We start from the raw sequence: 17,664 nt of genomic DNA on the forward strand, positions 1-17,664 counted from the left end.
GCCGCCTTCCACTACAAGAAGTCCGGTCATTCTGGTTCGATCCGGCTTCATTCTTCCGAAGTAGCCTTTCCCGGCGCCATCGACGCCGCCCAACTCTATCAGCGAAGCGCGGGGAACGCGGGGATCACCATTGAGGTTAAGCGTGAGCCTGGCGACGGCTATTGGTCAGAATACCTCAGGATGCCCTTCTCGCAGTCTAATTGGGCCGGCCGTCCCACGCAGGATCAGATGTATTCCACTGCCTATTATTCGAAGGCTACCTACAACGAAACGCACTTGTTTAACGAAAATTTCGACCAAATGCTGGTCCAGGCACGCGGCGAACACGATGTCGGCAAGCGTAGGAAACTCTATGCAGACATGGGTCATATCGTCCGCGACGAGGGTGGCGTTATCGCGCCAATGTTCAACGACTACATCGACGCGACCGGCCCGAACATCGGGGGCTGGGTCAACGACTCGAACTTCGAACTGTCGGGAGGCTATGCCCTTCAGCGTTGCTGGCTTGTGGCGTGACTAGGGCGAATTCGACTTGTCATCGCCCATCGTGAAACGCATTTGCCATGATAGCTGACCACTCTATGGTTCTGCGTCAACCTCGGCGATATCGATGTGGAAGTAGCCAGCGACGATGTTGATCGCCTTCTCGTCGATCGACAGCACCGTCGACCTTGGTTCTTCCGTGCCAGTCGGCACATCAGCCACCGAGGTCCGGTTCTTCCACTTCGCCACCGTCTTCTGGTTGATGCCGTAGCGCCGGGCCTGAGCCCTCAGGCTTTGACTTAACTATGTTGTATCGCTCAACGGATCCGCCTCAGTCGTCGCGGCGCTCCCGTGAGAACCTTCGAGCCGGGCCTGCGACAAAATTGCCGTTCCGAGCAGACGCAATGATGCAATGATGCAATGATGCAATGGCAAGCCAGTCGCGCCTGAGAACATAGTGGGCGACTACGCGACGGGCGGCTGCACGATAGTGACGAGCATTTTCTCGCGGCGTTGCTCGAACCACACTACTGGCGTTCCGGCGTCGATGTCGTCTCGGACGAGCTCGTTATAAGGATACTCGATCTAGGTTTTGCAGGTGTACTGAGTTGGAACTGTCAAGCAGGACCGCGATGAACGCAGATTAGCGCAGACACGCGCTCCCTATGATTACTCTGGGAGTCAGGCTGGCCATTGTCACTTAGGCACCTGACGGTGGCGCTGTAATGATGCAATTGTCCGATATCTGCATCTACAAATTGGTTGGAGCTTGATGCCTACTTTGCTTGGCGGAGCGGGCCATCGAAGAGAATAGAATCCGGGCTCGGATAATCACAGAGACCGACGAGCAATATTATTGTTGGGAGGGGTCTCGTTGTCACCGTGCCGCCGCCGAAATTCATGCGCCCAGACTCCGATGTCAAATGCCTCGCCAAATGCTGCAATAGGCGCAATCACGCTGGTTGCAAATATCCCCATGCAATGAAGAGGTTCAGTACTGCAATAAAGTATCTAACTAGAAATATAAAGTGTAGCAAACGGGTCTATCGGTAGGAAACTCAACGCCTGCTTGCCGTAACGATAGCCGTAACCTCAGGGACTTCAATAACTATGGAAAATGACCCCCTCAGCCTTGATGAAATCGTCCGCCGCGTGAATGCGAAAGCCGCCGACTACTGCGCTTTAAGCGACCGCATCTGGGCAATGCCAGAATTAGCATTTGAGGAGCATCGCTCGGTTGCAGAGCACATCGCTATGCTCGACCGCGAAGGTTTTCGCATCACCAGGAATGTCGGCGGCATCGCTACCGCCTTCATCGCCGAGTTCGGCGAGGGCAGCCCCATCATTGGCATCCTCGGCGAATACGATGCGCTTCCCGGTCTTGCTCAAGTCTCGGGCGCGACTGAACTCAGCTCGACCGACGGTAGTGGACCAGGTCATGGCTGCGGGCATAATCTTCTCGGCGCTGGCTCGGCGCTTGCAGCAGTTGCATTAAAGGATGCGCTCGCAGCGGAACGTATTGAAGGTACAGTGCGCTTTTACGGCTGCCCGGCAGAGGAAGCTGGAGGGGGTAAGACCTTTATGGCTCGAGCCGGCGCTTTTAACGATCTCGATGTTGCCTTCTGCTGGCACCCAGCAGTGGCCAACGACGTGTTAACAAAATCCTGCAACGCTGCAAAGTGGGCTCGTTTCTCCTTTACCGGTCGCGCTGCGCACGCGGCGGTCGATCCACATTTGGGGCGCAGCGCGCTCGACGCGGTCGAGTTAATGAATGTTGGCGTCAACTACATGCGCGAGCACATGCCCTCAAACGCTCGCGTGCACTATGCCATTACCAACGCCGGCGGCGAGTTCCCTAACACAGTGCAGGCGTATGCCGAGTCATCGTATTCTATTCGTTCTCCGAACTTGCAAGATGCTGAGCAGGTGTTCGCGCGCGTGAAAAAGATTGCAGAAGGTGCTGCGCTTATGACCGAGACATCGGTGAAGGTGCAAATCACTGGCGGCTATTCCAACGTTTTGCCCAACAAAGCCCTGTATGATCTCATGTACGAGAACATGCGCCGTGTCGGCCCGCCCCCCTTTGACAGTGCTGACTATGAATTCGCCAAGGAGCTTCGCAAGATGGCGCTGACGGAGGAAGATGCGCTGGCCAGCGTCGCGGGGCGCGATATTTCGTTGAAGGACAAGGTCCTCCACGATAGCCTCTTGCCCTTGGGGACAGACCAATTCGATATGAGCTCGACAGATGTGGGCGACGTTAGCTGGATTGTGCCCACTGCACAGTGTCTAACAGCCTGTTTCGCTATTGGCACGTCCTTCCACAGTTGGCAGCTCGTCACCCAAGGCGATTTGCCTGCAGCCCACAAGGGGATGGTATTGGCTGCCAAGGTGATGGCTTCTACGGCGGCAGATTGCATACGCAATCCAGAAGTCATCGCTCGTGCAAAGACGGAGTTGAAGCAACAAAGGGGGGGGCGCCCATATCTCTGCCCAATACCTTTGGACGTCACGCCAAGTGATTTGCGTGGGAAGGCGCCATAAAGGCCTCGCCCCATGTGCTGGTCGCTTCACGTCGGCACAGCGACGACACGACGGTGCCGGTCTTGGCTAAGGGCAGTGCGATACCGGCCGATTATGGACCTATGTGCGCGATGACCGACCGTTCGGCGGCGCCGATCCGCCGGCGCGGTGTTCTATTATTCCCGCGATCGTCGAGGCGAACATCCCGCGGCGCATCTCGCCGGCTGGAGCGGCATTCTGCAGGCCGATGCCTATGGCGGTTATAGCGATCTCTATGCGACGGGTCGTCAGCCCGCGCCTGTTATGGAAGCCAGCTGTTGGGCTCACAGCCGGCGCAAAGTGTTCGAGCTGGCCGATATCGAAGCCGCGGCGCGCAAGATGGCGCGCGGCGAGAAGCCCAACAATCCGCTCGCGGTTGAAGCCGTGAAGCGAATCGATGCCCTGTTCGATATCGAGCGCGAGATCAACGAGTCGCCGGCCCAACGCTACGCCGTGCGCCAGGAGCGGAGCGTGCCGCTGGTCACCGAACTCGAGCGCTGGATGATCGAGACGCGCGACAAGCTCTCGCGCGGACACGATCTGACCAAGGCCTTCAACTACATGCTGCGCCGCTGGTCATCCTTCACACCCTCGACGATAGGGCGGATCTGCCTATCGAACAATGCAGCCGAGCGAGCCCTGCGCGGCATCGCTCTCGGCAGAAATTCCCGGCTGTACTGCGGCTCCGATCGCGGCGAACAGCGCGCTGCCGTTCTCCACAGCCTGATCGCCAGCGCCAAGTTGAATGACATCGACCCTCAGGCCTGGCTCATCGATATCCTGGCGCGCATCGCAGCCCACCCGGCACGTCGCCAGGGACCTCGACGTCAGCGAAGCGCTCATCCAGGACCTGACCCTCGAGTCTTCGCCGCCGCGGCGTGCGCGGCAAACTCATCCTCCGTCTGGCAAGATCCGAGGGGAGCTTAACCGGCTACGAGGTCATATGCCGATTGAATCACATTCCATCGTAGGCAAATTGCTGGCGATGAGCGAGGCACAATCGAGAGGACGCTGGGACCGACCCGAGGGAAGGCTTGGGAAGTCTCCGATGCCGACATGCGGCGCCCGCCTGCCACTGAGCATTCCATCGGACTCGGCGGAATCGGAAAATCCGGCGCCAGGTTCATCGTGGCGCCGTGCCTCGTCGCCCAGCTCGCCGCAGTTCCATCCAGAGCCTCACCGACATCGCGAACGGCTGGATGGAGTTGCTCTGCTACTTTCCCGCCAAGAGACGCCCGTGATGACTCGACTAGTAGCCCGCGATCGCTTTTGTCTCTAAGAAGTCTTCCATCCCGAACCTTCCCCATTCACGGCCGTTTCCCGATCTCTTATATCCACCGAATGGCACCGCCAACTCAGGAAACGCCCCTTGAATGTTGACACTGCCCGCGCGCACCTGCCGAGCAACGTTGCGAGCACGCTCGATCGAGCCAGACGTAACGTAGCCGGCAAGACCATACGGGGTATCATTGGCGATGCGTATCGCGTGCGCCTCATCCTCAGCCTTCATCAGCACCAAAACAGGGCCGAAAATCTCTTCCTGCGCGATTGCCATTTCGGACGTTACGTCTGCGAAAATGGTTGGTTGCACATAGTAGCCTTTACTAATGCCCTCTGGCAGGCCTGTGCCGCCTGCAACCAACGTCGCGCCGTCTGCAAGACCCCTTTCAATCCACGCTTGAATTCTCTCCCACTGAGTCCGATTAACGACGGGTCCGTGGGTGGTGGCTACCGCTCGCGGGTCCCCGACCCTCATCTGCTCCACAGCCATTTTCGCTATGCGCGCGGCCTCCCGCATCCTGTCTGCGGGGACAATCATTCGACTGGGTGCGTCGCATGACTGGCCAGTATTGAGCATCATATAGGCGACACCGCTAGCGACAGCCTGCTCAAGATCTGCATCATCCAAAATGATATTGGGCGACTTTCCGCCCAGTTCTTGGCTGACACGCTTGACGGTGGCGGCAGAGCGGACGGCCACGTCTACGCCCGCGCGCGTCGAACCAGTGAAGGACATCATGTCGATGTCAGGATGCTCGCTCATTGCAACACCAACCTCAGGCCCTAAGCCATTGACGAGGTTGAATACACCGGGGGGCACGCCAGCCTCATGCAAAATCTCTGTAAAGATCAATGCGCAACTTGGCGTAAACTCAGAAGGCTTCAGGACCATGCAGCAGCCGGTCGCGAGCGCTGCTGCGACTTTGCACCCGATCTGATTCATGGGCCAGTTCCACGGCGTAATCATCCCCACTACACCAATTGGTTCTCGGACGACCAACGCCGAGCCGATCGTTTCCTCGAAGCTGTACTTCTCAAGAACACTGCGTATCGTTTCAAAATGGGCCAAGCCTGCCGCAGCGTGTTCTCTTTCTGCAAGCCCCAAAGGTGCGCCCATTTCGTCGGAAATGGATGCCGCAATGTCTGCGATCCTTGAACGGTAAACGTCGATAACTCGTCCCAGGAGTGCGAGGCGCTCGTCGCGTGATGTGTTGGAAAAGTCCTTGAATGACCGTTTGGCGGCATCGACCGCCGCATCTACATCAGCCTTCGACCCGAGAGCTATCTCATACATTGTCTCTTCGTTTGCAGGATTGACTACGGCCATCCGGTTCGGCGACGCGGGCTCCGCCCATATGCCATCGATGTAGAATTTCATGCGCTGAACCATTGACCGCTCCTATGCTTGATCGAATCCTGTGGCAAAATCAAAGGCTGTCCGCGATTGAGATTGATTTGAAATGTATCGCGTCGCTCTTTCTCGCTGCGGTCCCCGTCGCCTATAGCTAAAGTCCTGAAACTGGATGTGGCACGTACGGCGCCTCGAGTAATTTGACCTCATCTTCCGATAGCTTCACGCCGACGGCCGCGAACGCGTCCTCGAGATGTTGCAGCTTCGTCACGCCGACGATGGGTGCAGTCACCACCGGCTTCGAAAGAAGCCACGCCAAGGCAAGCTGCGCATGAGGGAGGCCCCGAGTTTGCGATAGCGACGTAAGACGGTCGACGACTATCCTGTCCACTTCCTGGGTTTGGGCGTAGATGTCCGTACCGATATCGTCGGTGCGGCCGCGAAGGGTATCTGGCTCTTCCTGCCAAGGGCGGGCGAGACGCCCGCGCGCAAGAGGGCTCCACGATATGACGCCGACACCTTCGCTCTCGCACAGAGGTAGCATCTCGCGTTCCTCCTCGCGATAAAGAAGACTGTAGTGCGGCTGCATAGAGACAAAGCGGGTCCAACCATGATTGCCGGCGATTTGGAGCGCTTTGCAGAATTGCCATGCGGCCATTGAGGATGCACCGATATACCGAACCTTCCCGGATTTCACGACGTCGTGTAGTGAGTCGAGCGTCTCTTCGATAGGAGTAGCGTCGTCCCAGCGATGGATCTGGTAAAGGTCGATGTAATCGGTGTTGAGGCGGCGCAGGCTCGCCTCCACCTCCGCCATGATCGCCTTGCGTGACAGGCCGCGTCCGTTTGGATCGGCCCGCATCGGGTAGTAGACCTTCGTCGCGATCACTACCTCGTCCCGCCGTGCATAATCATGCACTGCTCGGCCCAGAACCTCCTCACTCGCGCCGTCCCCGTACGTGTTGGCGGTATCGAAAAAATTGATTCCGCCTTCGATCGCGCGCTTTATGATCGGTCGGCTCTGATCCTCGCTCAAACCCCAGCGCCGCTCAGCCAAGCCGAAGCTCAAACAGCCAAGACAGATCCGAGAGACCTTGAGGCCGGTCCTTCCAACGTTGACTAATCCACCCCGTTCCTCCCCAACTTGAGCTGGTCGATGCAACCCAGGGCATACACGACCCAAGAGATCTGACAGATCTCCGATGGCACCTGGTGCGAAAGACGATGCCGTCTGCCCAAGCGCTGTCATAGGCACTCGAATACGTGCGCGGGCACAATGTACACAGCGTGCTTCGGCCCCAGTTACGGCGCGACTTCACGCTACGGGAAGACGCACCAGGACTTGGCCGCCTTCGACCTTGGTCTCGAACACAGTGATCGGGCAGTCAGCCGGGCCTTGAACCACTTCTCCCGAGGTGATTTCAAATTGAGCACCATGCAAAGGGCACTCGATAAGGGTCCCCTCCAGCCAGCCGTCGGAAAGGAGAGCGAACGCGTGTGAACACACGTTATTGGTCGCATATACTTTGTTGTCGATCAGGTAGATAGCAATCCTATTTTCGTCGATTTCGACCGGCGTTACGGTATCCTCTTCAAGATCGGAAATGGCGCAAAGAATTATCCATTCAGAATTTTGCGGCGCAGTATCTATGTTCTTTTCTGCTGTTGTCACAGTTCACTCCGATGGCCGTAATTAGCCAGCTGCCAGGTATAAGTCAGACGGATCGACTTGCTCGGCCCGGCTAATAATATCCGGCGATATGGGCTTGGCAGCCTTTGCGTCTCGCCGAAGCTGCGTCATGTCACGACCAGGGTTGACCCCCACGGCACTGACAAAACGTCCATGGTCATCGGTGCCAATCTCCAGCCACCGCTCGCTCGCGACGTCCCCGATGCGATACAGGCGCGTCGCGAGGGCTGGCAGTCCGAGTGACTGGAGGGTTACGCCGCACTGATCGGACCAGAACCAAGGTAGGTCCTGATACTGGGCATCCAGACCGCACATTACTTGTGCGGCCACAACGGCCTGATCGCCGGCCACAGTCCAGCTCTCACTGCGTAGCCGCCGGCCAAGCGCGGGCACAGGATAGTTCGTCACTTCTCCGGCAGCATATATTCCCGGAATAGACGTTTCGCAGCGTGCATTCACGACGATCCCGTCCGCGGTGTCGATGCCGGCGTCAGCGGCGATTTCCGCATTCGGCCCGATCCCGATGGCAATAAGGACCATGTCAGCAACGGCCGACCCCCCATCCCAAGTCAGAACGACCTCGCCCTTTGAGTTATTCGACATGCGCAGATTTGCACAGTTCAAACGGAGCTCACCACCTTCGCTCGCGTGACGCGTCGCGACCCATTCTGATAAAGAGAGCGAGGCGCTGCGCGGCAGCAGTCGTGGTGCCAGCTCAAAGACCGTTGTTTGACAGCCCAAGCGGCGAGCGATCCCCGATACCTCCAGTCCTATAAAGCCGCCGCCGATGACTGCCAGCCGCTGGCCTGGCGCAAGAGCCGCACGTAACCGCGAAGCGTCTGATTCGGTGCGCAAATAGTGAACTTGTGCCGGGTCCACACTAAAGTTCTCCAAATGCCGGACCCGAGATCCCGTGGCGATCAAAAGCTTGTCGTAGTGTTCAGGATCACCGTTATCAGTATGGACGATGCGTCGAAGAGGGTCGATGAACGTGGCCTTCGTTCCATTTCGCAAAACGACGCGGTCTGCATACAGCTGAGACCCTTTGAGAGTCGGCCTCTTGCCCTCCAAGAGAAAGTCCTTGGACAGCGGCGGCCTGTCATAGGGTGTCCCGCTCTCGCCATGAATCAGGACCGTGCGCTGCTCAGGACACAGCTCGGCGAGCGTTGTGGCAGCACGATGTCCTGCTAGTCCTCCTCCGATGATAACGACCGTTTCCATAAACTTTCCTCAGCGCTTGGCAACTTTGAACGTTACCAACATGACAACAAAACCAAAAACCTTGGAGATGCACCAGTGTCAAATCCCTGCAAATTCGTTCAGCACAGACGGCCGAGTTTCCAAAGCAATGCCTAGAAGCGCTCCTCGGCCGAAGCTGTGCTCCATGGAATAGGCGGCTTTTGCGCATTTTACCGGTCAGAAGAATCCATATTGTGCGATCGCGGGCAAAGGCGGTGATGGGCTCAGTCACCGCGAAGGGATCGGACTGCCACCCGTTGTACGTTTAAAGGTAAAACGGCTTTCTTGTGCAGAGACCGCAGGTGCCAGTTACGATAGGAATCCCAATCCTATGACCCATGTTCCTAAGACATCGGCCATGCGCCGCTACGAATCTGTCGTTGACCTCATCAAGCGTCGCATTCGCACAGGGACTCTGAGGGGCGGTGATCGCCTGCCGTCTGTTCGGCAGTTAAGCGTAGATACCGGTTACAGCCCGATGACAGTGCATCATGCATATGAGCTCTTAGAGGCTGAGGGGGTTTGCGAGGCCCGGCCCCGGTCTGGCTTCTATGTCGCCGGTGTACAGGCGCCAGTGACAGATCCAGAGAACAACGCCCATGATGTCGGTGGAGATGCGGTAAAAAACTTGCCTGAGGCTTTGCTCCATATTTGGTATTCAAATGACCTTGACGCATTCGGCAGCTTCTACCCGAGTCCGGACCTATTCGACCGCAGCGACATAGACCGCCTGCTGCGCCAGCTTTTGCGCCAGGGCGAGACCCGGCTTGTTGGGTGCGATTCGCCACAAGGCGACGTGCAGTTGCGACATGAAATATCGCGCCGCGCATCAAGGCGAGGAAGCGTCGTATCACATGGGGAAATCGTTGTCGGGAACACGGGCATGTCGTGCTTCGACATGTGCCTCAATGCATTTACCAAGCCAGGTGACGTCATTCTTGTCGAAAGTCCTTCTTATTTTCCAATGCTGGCCGGATTGAACCGCAAAAGCCTCTCCGTCGTAGAACTTTATTCCCACCCGCGCTCGGGCATCGATGCCGAACAATTCCTGCATCTTGTTCGTTCTAATTCGGTTCGTGTGGCATTGCTTATGGGCTCCCATCACTATCCCACAGGCGTGACATATTCCGAGCAAACTATGCGCCGTGTCGTGGAAATCGCTCGCCAACACCAGGTGCTTATCCTTGAAAATGACATGTTCAGCGATCTCAACTACGATGGCAGCAGGCAGCCTTCGTTCAAGCAACACGATCCCTCTGATATCGTGGTGCAATTCGGGAGTTTCATGGCCTCGTTCCCCCCAGCGTATGGATTGGGTTGGATAATTGCCGGCACTCACACGCGACGTTTGATGACTCACCAGTATACACACGGGCTGAACAGCGGTGATGGTATTGTCCAACGCGCAATCGCCACTTTTCTGGCTACCCGTAGTCAGGATCGACATTTGAGGCAATTGCGCTGCACACTTGCCGATAGAATGCAACGGGGCCTCGATTTGATCGCGGAATATTTTCCAAGTGAATGTGTTGTGTCGCCCCCGGTCGGCGGGTTTATGTGCTGGGTACGAGGGCCCGTCGGGTTCGATGCTACTAGTGCTTTGCTTCGAGCGGTAGAATCAAACTTCAGTTTTCTTCCAGGTCCTATCTTCTCGATCGAGGCCTCCTTCCGAAATTTCGTAGCGCTTAACTTCTCGTTCCCATGGACCCCTCAGAACGAAACTTATCTGGCCCAACTGGGTGAGATGATGCACAGGTCAGTCGAACGGTGATGACCATCAGATCGAAGCGTTGAGGCTGCTGCGCAGTCTCGTGCATTCTCCGGCAGTCGCAGGGCGATGGGCAACACGTCGCCGACGGCTGGGCGTCAAAGGGGCTGAAGGCCGGGTAAATCGCAGAGCAACTTGGAGTTACCATCCATACCGTATGCACCTGCGAGCTGCCCGCGCAACCTGGCTTTGTGAGGAGCGCGGTCTTGCTCGGGCCAGCATCGACGCTTTCTCTTGAGGCAGGCACTTTGCTGGCTTCCCAACTCGAACGACGCCGAGCCGAAGGCCTCAGGGGAATGTGCCTCGGCGAAAGCGACCGCTTATCGATTTGCGTGGCTGCAAGCTGACGCGCAGTTCGCTGAAATGGGTCGCGGAGCGGGTTCTCCATAGTCAAGCCAAATTGCGACGAAACTGTCTGCCGCATGTCCTCGCTCTCTGGCTCTACACTATGAAGGGGTACCCTTGACTTTCGAGCGAAGCCAGACCGCTGTGGTTCTGGCAGCGCGAGCATGGACGTGAAGACTTCACCCACGACACGCCACATCTGCCCCCGCCGGAAGTAACTTATGTGGCGGGCACTGCGCAACGTATCACTGGACGTGCCGACCGGACAGATAGTCGGCATCGTCGGGGAGAGTGGATCCGGCAAATCCACGCTTGCTTATACGGTAATGGGGCTGCTTCCGGAAAACGCTCAGGTTACCGCCGGCAGCATTGTCTTTGAGCACCGCGACCTACTCACACTGACCGCGCAGGCGCGACGTAGTCTGATGGGTGATCGCCTCTCCATGATCTTCCAGGATCCGATGACAGCGCTCAATCCGGTGCGGACGATCGAGAGCCAGATGATCGATATCCAACACCACGAACAACGAGACCGTACTGAAAAGCGCGACCGAGCCGTCGACATGCTCAAGCGCGTCGGAATTCCCGATCCGCAAAGCCGCATCGGGAATTATCCGCATCAGTTCTCTGGTGGTATGCGCCAGCGCATCTGCATTGCCATGGCACTTCTGGTGAAACCGGCGCTGCTCATCGCCGACGAGCCGACCACAGCGCTTGATGCAACGTTGGAAGTTCAGATCATCCACCTGCTCAAGGATCTGCAAAGGGAGATCGGTTGCTCCATCCTGTTTGTCTCCCATCATCTCGGCGTCGTCGCTGAATTGTGCGACCGAGTTGCCGTCATGTATGCGGGCGAGGTGGTGGAGCAGGTGTGCGCGACATCTTCCATAATCCCGGCCATCCCTACACAAGGGCGTTGCTTGAGTGCGATCCTGGACGGATCAAACAACGGACGCGCAATTTGCCGACCATACCCGGAGACGTCCCCAGCCTGCTCGGAATCAAAAAGGGATGTATCTTCCGACCGCGGTGTCCTCACGCTTTCGATCGCTGCGTACATGAGACGCCTGGCGAATACCGTGTCGCTGCTGACCAGGTCGCACGATGCCATCTGCTCGATCGAGCTGGGATGGTTGCGGCATGAGTGCGCTGCTGAGTGTCCAGGACCTGCGCGTCCGATTCCGCACCATGGGGTCGCTGAAGGCGCTCACCACGGGCACGGCCGACCCTTTCATCGACGCTGTGTGCGGCGTCTCCTTTGAAATCCGCAAGGGCGAGACGCTTGCCCTCGTCGGCGAAAGCGGATCTGGCAAATCCACCATCGCGCGCACGATCATCGGCCTTCAGCCGGCTTTTGGCGGCAGCATTCGTTTCGACGGGCAGGAACTTATCGGCCTCAAAGCGGCCGAACGAAAGTCCCACCTGCGACGCATGACGATGATGTTCCAGGATCCCGTCGGCTCCCTCTCGCCGCGGCTGACCGTGCAGTCCCTGCTCACCGAGCCATTCCGCATACACGGCGTGAGCAATCGCGATCCCGGTGCCGAAGCGGAGCGCCTGTTGCGCACGGTCGGCTTGCCGGCCGACTTTGGGCGCCGCTATCCCCACCAGCTCTCCGGCGGTCAGGCCCGGCGTGTCAGCGTCGCTCGTGCCCTTGCGCTTCAACCCAGACCTGATCATCGCCGACGAGCCCACAGCTGGGCTCGACGTGTCGGTCCAGGGCGAGGTGCTTAATCTGCTTGCTCGCCTCCAGGATGAACTCGGGATCGCCATCCTGATCATCACCCACAACCTCAACGTAGTCCGCCACATGGCCGATCGTATGGCGATCATGTATCTCGGGCGCATTGTCGAGATTGGCTCAACCCAAGACATCTTCGATCATCCCCGCCATCCTTATACGCAGGCCTTGCTCTCGGCCAATCCGGTGCCCGATCCCGATGCCGTTCTCAACCGCATTGAAATCAAAGGGGAGGTGCCGAGCATGCTGAGGCGGCCAACCGGCTGCGAGTTCCACACGCGGTGCCAGTACGCGCAGGAAATCTGCAGCCGGATTTTCCCCGAGCCTGCAGCTAACTCGGATAACGCGGAGCATCGCTTCAAATGCCATTTCCCGCTCACCTGCGAAACCGAGGTAGCGTTAGAGCAGCGGCCGGTTTCGCAGATTTCCGACCGGATCAACGCAGGCCTGGAGCCCGGAACCCAGGAAAAGCTCTGATTGGACTAAGCCGCTCCGCCGTCGCGGAGCGAAAAAGGAGGTTCTACGTCGACGACGTGATCTTATCACGGTGTTCGCAGTGCCAGTCGTGGCGCCAAAGGGGCCAGTACGAATAGCCAGCCATCGGTCTGATCGAAAGGCAATCCAGGGCGAATAGAACTTCGTTTTACGCCGCCTCCTCCCAAGGCGTGCCGGCCCGGCAGTGAGCTCAGTCTCCTGCCGGGCCTCTGGGTGGCGGAAGCTATGTAGCCGAGACCCTTCCCGGATTCGAGACAGCCAGCGACCACCGCATGGTGTTGTACGATGCGTCTAAATTCGCCGAGTTCGTGAGTATGCTCAGTGAAAGTCGGGGTATCCCTGTGGCCAAGGGAGCGTTTGGATAATTAGGCCGCGGCCTTTTTGCGGGTCCTCTTTCAGACTGTGGGGTTCGTCAGGCTTTCTTGCGAGGCCCGGTCTTGGCTAAAGCGGAGTGCGCAGCGGCTTAGTTCGGAGTCCCCACTTAGCCCGGTATTCGTCGGGGTCAGCAATGGAAGTCGGGCAGGACACCTCATCGCTTGCTTCAGAAACTGCCGGCCGAGACAAGATCGCACGATCGCTACATCGGAAGACAGCCCTTGTCGCGCCTGGATTCCTGCTGAGCGCTTCTGGGTAGCCAAAGAAGCCAAAGGACGACCAAATCATCGATGATGCCTGACGATAGTCGGGACAGTCTTGGGTGACCCTTCTGCGGGTCAGCTTCGACTATGCCCTTCTCATCCCGTGCGATCTCGTCGCGGCGGGAATTCTGTCGCTGCTTTTCGAATGGATATTCGCTTACATTCTGGGATTGAGAGGGATGACGAGGGTTTCCGATCGGCAAGACGGTGGCGAAACAAAGTTGAAGCTCGAGAGCGACGACCATCGCGGTCACAGCGCAACCATCCTGTTCGGCGCAAGGTGAAGAAGACTGTGGCCCGATGACGATCTCGTCGCACGCCATTGCAGGACAGGCGTTTCGTGGCATACTCGCGTCCCGAGGGCGAGCGGAGTCTCGCAGTGTGCGTGCCAATTGGGCGCGGCGAACCGTCTTTGACTTGCTGACTGTCGATCCTTCCGGCTTTAGCCGACCTTACGTTCAACCAAGGTAAACGGCATCGAACACGGGCATGGCCAGCAAGCTCAACGTGCTTATCGTGCGATCGTTAGCCGGCAATGCCGGCGCAAACACCTTGATCGCGTGCCCTATTGCTCTCCCGGTGTCCTCGAAGCAGCCGGCAGAGTACCTACACACATAAATTGATCTTATACCGATCCATCGTTTTTTCCCCCTTACCGGGTCCAAGGTGTTGGCCTAAATCCAAGTGCACCACACCCACTTGGAAACGCCTGCCATTCCTCGGTTTCTACCGTGAACCGCAAAGTGGATCCGAATGAAGGGACACGCTTTGAAACCAGACGATACCATCGCCCGCAATAGTCAGGTGAAGATCGGACCGAAGAACGACGTGTTTGTGGAGCGGTTCGCGCTGGGGCTGACACAGGGGGTGAGCGCGGAGAAGACGAGGGCTTCCATATGTGAGGTTTCGCTTAGGGGGCCGTTCAGCCGCAACGAACACATCGAACGGGACCGTTCTCTTGCCGTCGCGCATCTGATCCGAAGCAATGTTTTTATCCCGGTCGGCCATGATCGCGGCCCATACCGACTACATCTCGCGCTGGACCGTGACGAACTCGCTATCCAGGTCGCCACCGAAAGGCGCGTCAACGTGAATACCTATCAGATTTCACTCATTCCGATGCAGAAGTTCCTCAAGCATTACGTTCTCACCTGCGAGAACTATTACGATGCCATGCCGCGCGCGAGCGTTGCTGCGCTTGCAAAGATTGATGGAGCACGTTGTGCCCTTCGCGAAGAGGGCGCCGAATTCCTGAGGAGGAGGCTCGCCGACAAGTTGGTTATCGATAACGATACCGCCCGACAGCTATTTACGCTGGTTTACGTTCTGCTCATGCGAAGTACATCCGCTCGTGAGGTTGGCATCAGAATGAACAGCGCAGTGGGCATAAGTAGTATTCGCTGAGCAGTGCAAGCAACGCGATCTCTAGTCGATCTACGGAGCACTTTATGGATGCCTTGGCCCCAAATCCCGCATCGAGCTTTTTGGCGAGCATCGATCTGAACTTTCGAACTGCCATGGCCTTCCTGGACCTCCCCGAGGGACTTGCCGAGCGTATCATACAGTGCAACTCCACATACACGGTCCGCTTCGGGGTGAGATTGCGCGGCCGTATGTACAGCTTTGTCGGATGGCGCTCGGTGCATAGCGAACACTGTGAGCCCGTCAAAGGGGGCATTCGCTATGCACCGGATTCCGATGCTGAAGAAGTGGAGGCGCTCGCCGCGCTGATGACGCTGAAATGCGCGCTGGTTGATGTACCGTTTGGAGGTTCAAAAGGCGCACTCAAGATCGACCCACGCGAGTGGGCGCCGCAAGAGCTGGAACGCATCACCCGCCGATTCACTCAGGAGTTGAACAAACGTGGCCTGATCGGACCCGGTCTCAACGTGCCTGCGCCAGATGTAGGCACCAGCGAGCGCGAGATGGCTTGGATGGTCGATGAGTTCCGCCGTGCCAATCCTACTGATGTCGTGAATGCGCGCGCTTGTGTGACCGGCAAGCCGATCTCTAAGGGCGGCATCGCTGGACGCACGGAGGCGACAGGTCGCGGAGTGCAGTTCGCCATCCAATGCTATCTGCGCGATTCGCGTAGCCCGGGAATTTGCGGGCGGCGAGATCTGAAGGGGGCAAGTGTCATTGTTCAGGGCTTTGGCAATGTGGGCTACCACTCCGCCAAATTCCTTTCAGAAGACGATGGAGCGCGGATTGTACTGATCGCCGAACGCGACGGCTTTGTTTCCAATCCCGAAGGCCTGCCCGTCGAAGCTTTGAAACAGCATCAGTTGCGCACCGGCAGCATTCTCGGTTTCGACGGCGCCACTTCCTTCGCAGGCGACATGAGCGGAATTGAAGAGGAATGCGATATCCTTATTCCTGCTGCGATGGAGAATGCCATTCACGTCGAAAACGCCGAGCGGATCAAGGCCCGCCTCGTTGTTGAAGCTGCCAATGGCCCGGTTACGCACCGGGCCGATCGAATTCTACGCTCCCGAGGAGCGTCGATCCTGCCCGATCTCTATGTCAATGCGGGCGGCGTCGTGGTGAGTTATTTCGAATGGGTGAAGAATTTGACTCACATACCTTTCGGCTTGATGGAGAGGCGGCGGCGCGAGCGGAGGAATCACACCATTGCCACAGCGCTCGAGCGAATGACCGGCAAGACATTCCCCGCTGACATGCGCGACGAATTTTTGGAGGGCGGCGCCGAGATCGACCTGGTTCGCTCCGGCCTCGAGGACGTCATGCGAAGCGCCTGGGCCAATATTGCGGACCTTCTTGAGGAGCAGCCGGACCTTGGTGACTACAGGACAGCGGCTTACGTCGCGGCCATTCGAAGGATCGCTGCGGCTTATGAGGCTATAGGTATCTGAGAATGGTCCTAGAATGACCGTAGCTCCTGCTTTGACGTCCAGATTGCCGCAGTCGTCACGTCTCGATCGGCCGTGATGCTTGCGCGGCCCCTGCCGGTGCCACCTCCCTGCCGGCAGGGGCTTTTTTGTCGCACTAAACAATTGGACCTGTCCAAGGGGATCGTTTGGCATGTCCATCCCCCCACAGCTGGCCGGAGTGACAACCGCTCATGTCCCTACTTTGCAGGAGAGCCTTTGCCGAATCCGGGAAGGTGACGGCACCACTCTTGCGCTCGACGGTTCCTACTGAAGTTCGTCGCCGTGGATACATGGTCCCCATATGATCGCCATCGGCGTGATCGCCAACAGTCCGAACGAGACCTTGCATGCTTGGCACGTCGGGGCCGGGCTGACCTTTACAAGGTCTGGTGCGAGGGCACACGTCGTACGTGTGCAGTGGGCGTGTGATGACTCTCGAGCTCGTGCTCTCCTGGCAAGCTTACGAGTAGCGGCTCACCTCCGTCGGGCTCATATTCCGGCTATGCAGACGTATTTCATCTCGAGACAATCCTGGAGCCCCTTGCGGCCGATGCCTGAGTGCTTGGTGGCGCCGCAGGGCGCGCGGCTTTCGAGAACATGCGTCCGGTGTGAAGCCGACCATTTCATATTCAAGCGCCTCGGCGACATGCCATACGCGCTAAATAGGTCGCAAGCCCAGAGATCGTATCGCCTCACGGACCGCCTGGTCAGGGTCTTCGAAGGCAATAGCCGGCGCCAGCGAGGCAAACATTGCGCCCGCCACGAGTGGGTCTGTTCGGCAGGCTTGAGCATGATCGCGCCGCCAGCGGCGGCGGCAACTCTCTTTCGCAGCGGTTCTCGCGCACCAACTTCTTCCATCAAAAGCGCCTCTGGAACGGACAGCCGGCCGGCGGACGCATGGCCGAGGGATGTCGTTCTCAGAGCACGATGCGCCTTTGACGCGCCGCCACGAACGGAAGCTGGTGGGGCGGCGAAGCTTATCTCGACGAGGTGCAACTATTGGCAGCGACCCTTCCACGGTTCAGAGTGCTTCGAATACGGTGAAATCGATGTCAGCGTGTAGACGTTCGCCATAACGTCCCCGTTTTTGAGAAAATCGTTTGGTGAGATCTGAGGCCGAAACAAACGAACATATGCCGCACACAGGCTATGGATAAGCCATATGATTTGCAGGTGGTCA

12 protein-coding genes and 3 pseudogenes are annotated in these 17,664 nt (G+C 57.9%); 10 read left to right on the forward strand and 5 right to left on the reverse strand.

The features are described from left to right. Positions 1-516: pseudogene (locus AC0L3E_RS32575) on the forward strand (ABC transporter substrate-binding protein); the annotation flags it as partial. A 120-nt stretch (positions 517-636) separates the two neighbouring features. Here the strand turns inward: AC0L3E_RS32575 and AC0L3E_RS32580 are convergent. Beyond that, positions 637-864: pseudogene (locus AC0L3E_RS32580) on the reverse strand (hypothetical protein); the annotation flags it as partial. Between the two features lie 729 nt (positions 865-1,593). On the opposite strand from AC0L3E_RS32580, the gene AC0L3E_RS32585 reads away from it, so the two are divergent. Both AC0L3E_RS32585 and tnpC read left to right on the forward strand, forming a co-directional pair. After that, positions 1,594-3,027, forward strand: a complete 1,434-nt coding sequence (locus AC0L3E_RS32585) for a M20 family metallopeptidase (protein ID WP_473606620.1) — start codon at positions 1,594-1,596, stop codon at positions 3,025-3,027. Positions 3,028-3,038: 11 nt separating this feature from the next. Further along, positions 3,039-3,972 (forward strand): annotated as a pseudogene (gene tnpC, locus AC0L3E_RS32590) (IS66 family transposase); the annotation flags it as partial. 322 nt (positions 3,973-4,294) lie between these two features. Here tnpC and AC0L3E_RS32595 read toward each other — a convergent pair. From AC0L3E_RS32595 to AC0L3E_RS32610, 4 genes are all read right to left on the reverse strand, one after another. Next, positions 4,295-5,716: an aldehyde dehydrogenase family protein gene (locus tag AC0L3E_RS32595; protein ID WP_473606621.1), complete on the reverse strand. Its 1,422-nt coding sequence runs from the start codon at positions 5,714-5,716 to the stop codon at positions 4,295-4,297. 115 nt (positions 5,717-5,831) lie between these two features. After that, complete coding sequence (locus AC0L3E_RS32600; protein WP_473606648.1) at positions 5,832-6,839, reverse strand: aldo/keto reductase; 1,008 nt, start codon at positions 6,837-6,839, stop codon at positions 5,832-5,834. A gap of 153 nt (positions 6,840-6,992) precedes the next feature. Continuing rightward, the gene (locus AC0L3E_RS32605; protein ID WP_473606622.1) at positions 6,993-7,349 is read right to left on the reverse strand and encodes a non-heme iron oxygenase ferredoxin subunit; all 357 of its coding nucleotides are present in this window, start codon (positions 7,347-7,349) and stop codon (positions 6,993-6,995) included. A 21-nt stretch (positions 7,350-7,370) separates the two neighbouring features. Further along, entirely contained in the window at positions 7,371-8,588 is a 1,218-nt protein-coding gene (locus AC0L3E_RS32610; RefSeq protein ID WP_473606623.1) for an NAD(P)/FAD-dependent oxidoreductase, read from the reverse strand. 349 nt (positions 8,589-8,937) lie between these two features. Here AC0L3E_RS32610 and AC0L3E_RS32615 point away from each other — a divergent pair, with 349 nt between their 5' ends. From AC0L3E_RS32615 to AC0L3E_RS32645, 7 genes are all read left to right on the forward strand, one after another. Continuing rightward, positions 8,938-10,377: an aminotransferase-like domain-containing protein gene (locus tag AC0L3E_RS32615; RefSeq protein ID WP_473606625.1), complete on the forward strand. Its 1,440-nt coding sequence runs from the start codon at positions 8,938-8,940 to the stop codon at positions 10,375-10,377. A 563-nt stretch (positions 10,378-10,940) separates the two neighbouring features. Then, the gene (locus tag AC0L3E_RS32620; RefSeq protein WP_473606626.1) at positions 10,941-11,981 is read left to right on the forward strand and encodes an ABC transporter ATP-binding protein; all 1,041 of its coding nucleotides are present in this window, start codon (positions 10,941-10,943) and stop codon (positions 11,979-11,981) included. Further along, the gene (locus tag AC0L3E_RS32625; protein ID WP_473606627.1) at positions 11,908-12,453 is read left to right on the forward strand and encodes an ATP-binding cassette domain-containing protein; all 546 of its coding nucleotides are present in this window, start codon (positions 11,908-11,910) and stop codon (positions 12,451-12,453) included. Before AC0L3E_RS32620 ends, AC0L3E_RS32625 begins: the two co-directional genes overlap by 74 nt. Further along, positions 12,368-12,937: an oligopeptide/dipeptide ABC transporter ATP-binding protein gene (locus tag AC0L3E_RS32630; RefSeq protein WP_473606629.1), complete on the forward strand. Its 570-nt coding sequence runs from the start codon at positions 12,368-12,370 to the stop codon at positions 12,935-12,937. Before AC0L3E_RS32625 ends, AC0L3E_RS32630 begins: the two co-directional genes overlap by 86 nt. 715 nt (positions 12,938-13,652) lie before the next feature. Beyond that, positions 13,653-13,877, forward strand: coding sequence for a hypothetical protein (locus tag AC0L3E_RS32635; protein ID WP_473606630.1), 225 nt, complete (start codon positions 13,653-13,655; stop codon positions 13,875-13,877). Positions 13,878-14,361: 484 nt separating this feature from the next. Beyond that, the gene (locus AC0L3E_RS32640) at positions 14,362-14,997 is read left to right on the forward strand and encodes a UPF0262 family protein (protein ID WP_473606631.1); all 636 of its coding nucleotides are present in this window, start codon (positions 14,362-14,364) and stop codon (positions 14,995-14,997) included. A gap of 113 nt (positions 14,998-15,110) precedes the next feature. After that, positions 15,111-16,466 (forward strand): Glu/Leu/Phe/Val family dehydrogenase, encoded by a 1,356-nt coding sequence (locus AC0L3E_RS32645; protein WP_473606649.1) that lies wholly within the window; start codon positions 15,111-15,113, stop codon positions 16,464-16,466. Positions 16,467-17,664: the final 1,198 nt, after the last annotated feature.

This window comes from Mesorhizobium sp. WSM4822 (assembly GCF_055811155.1).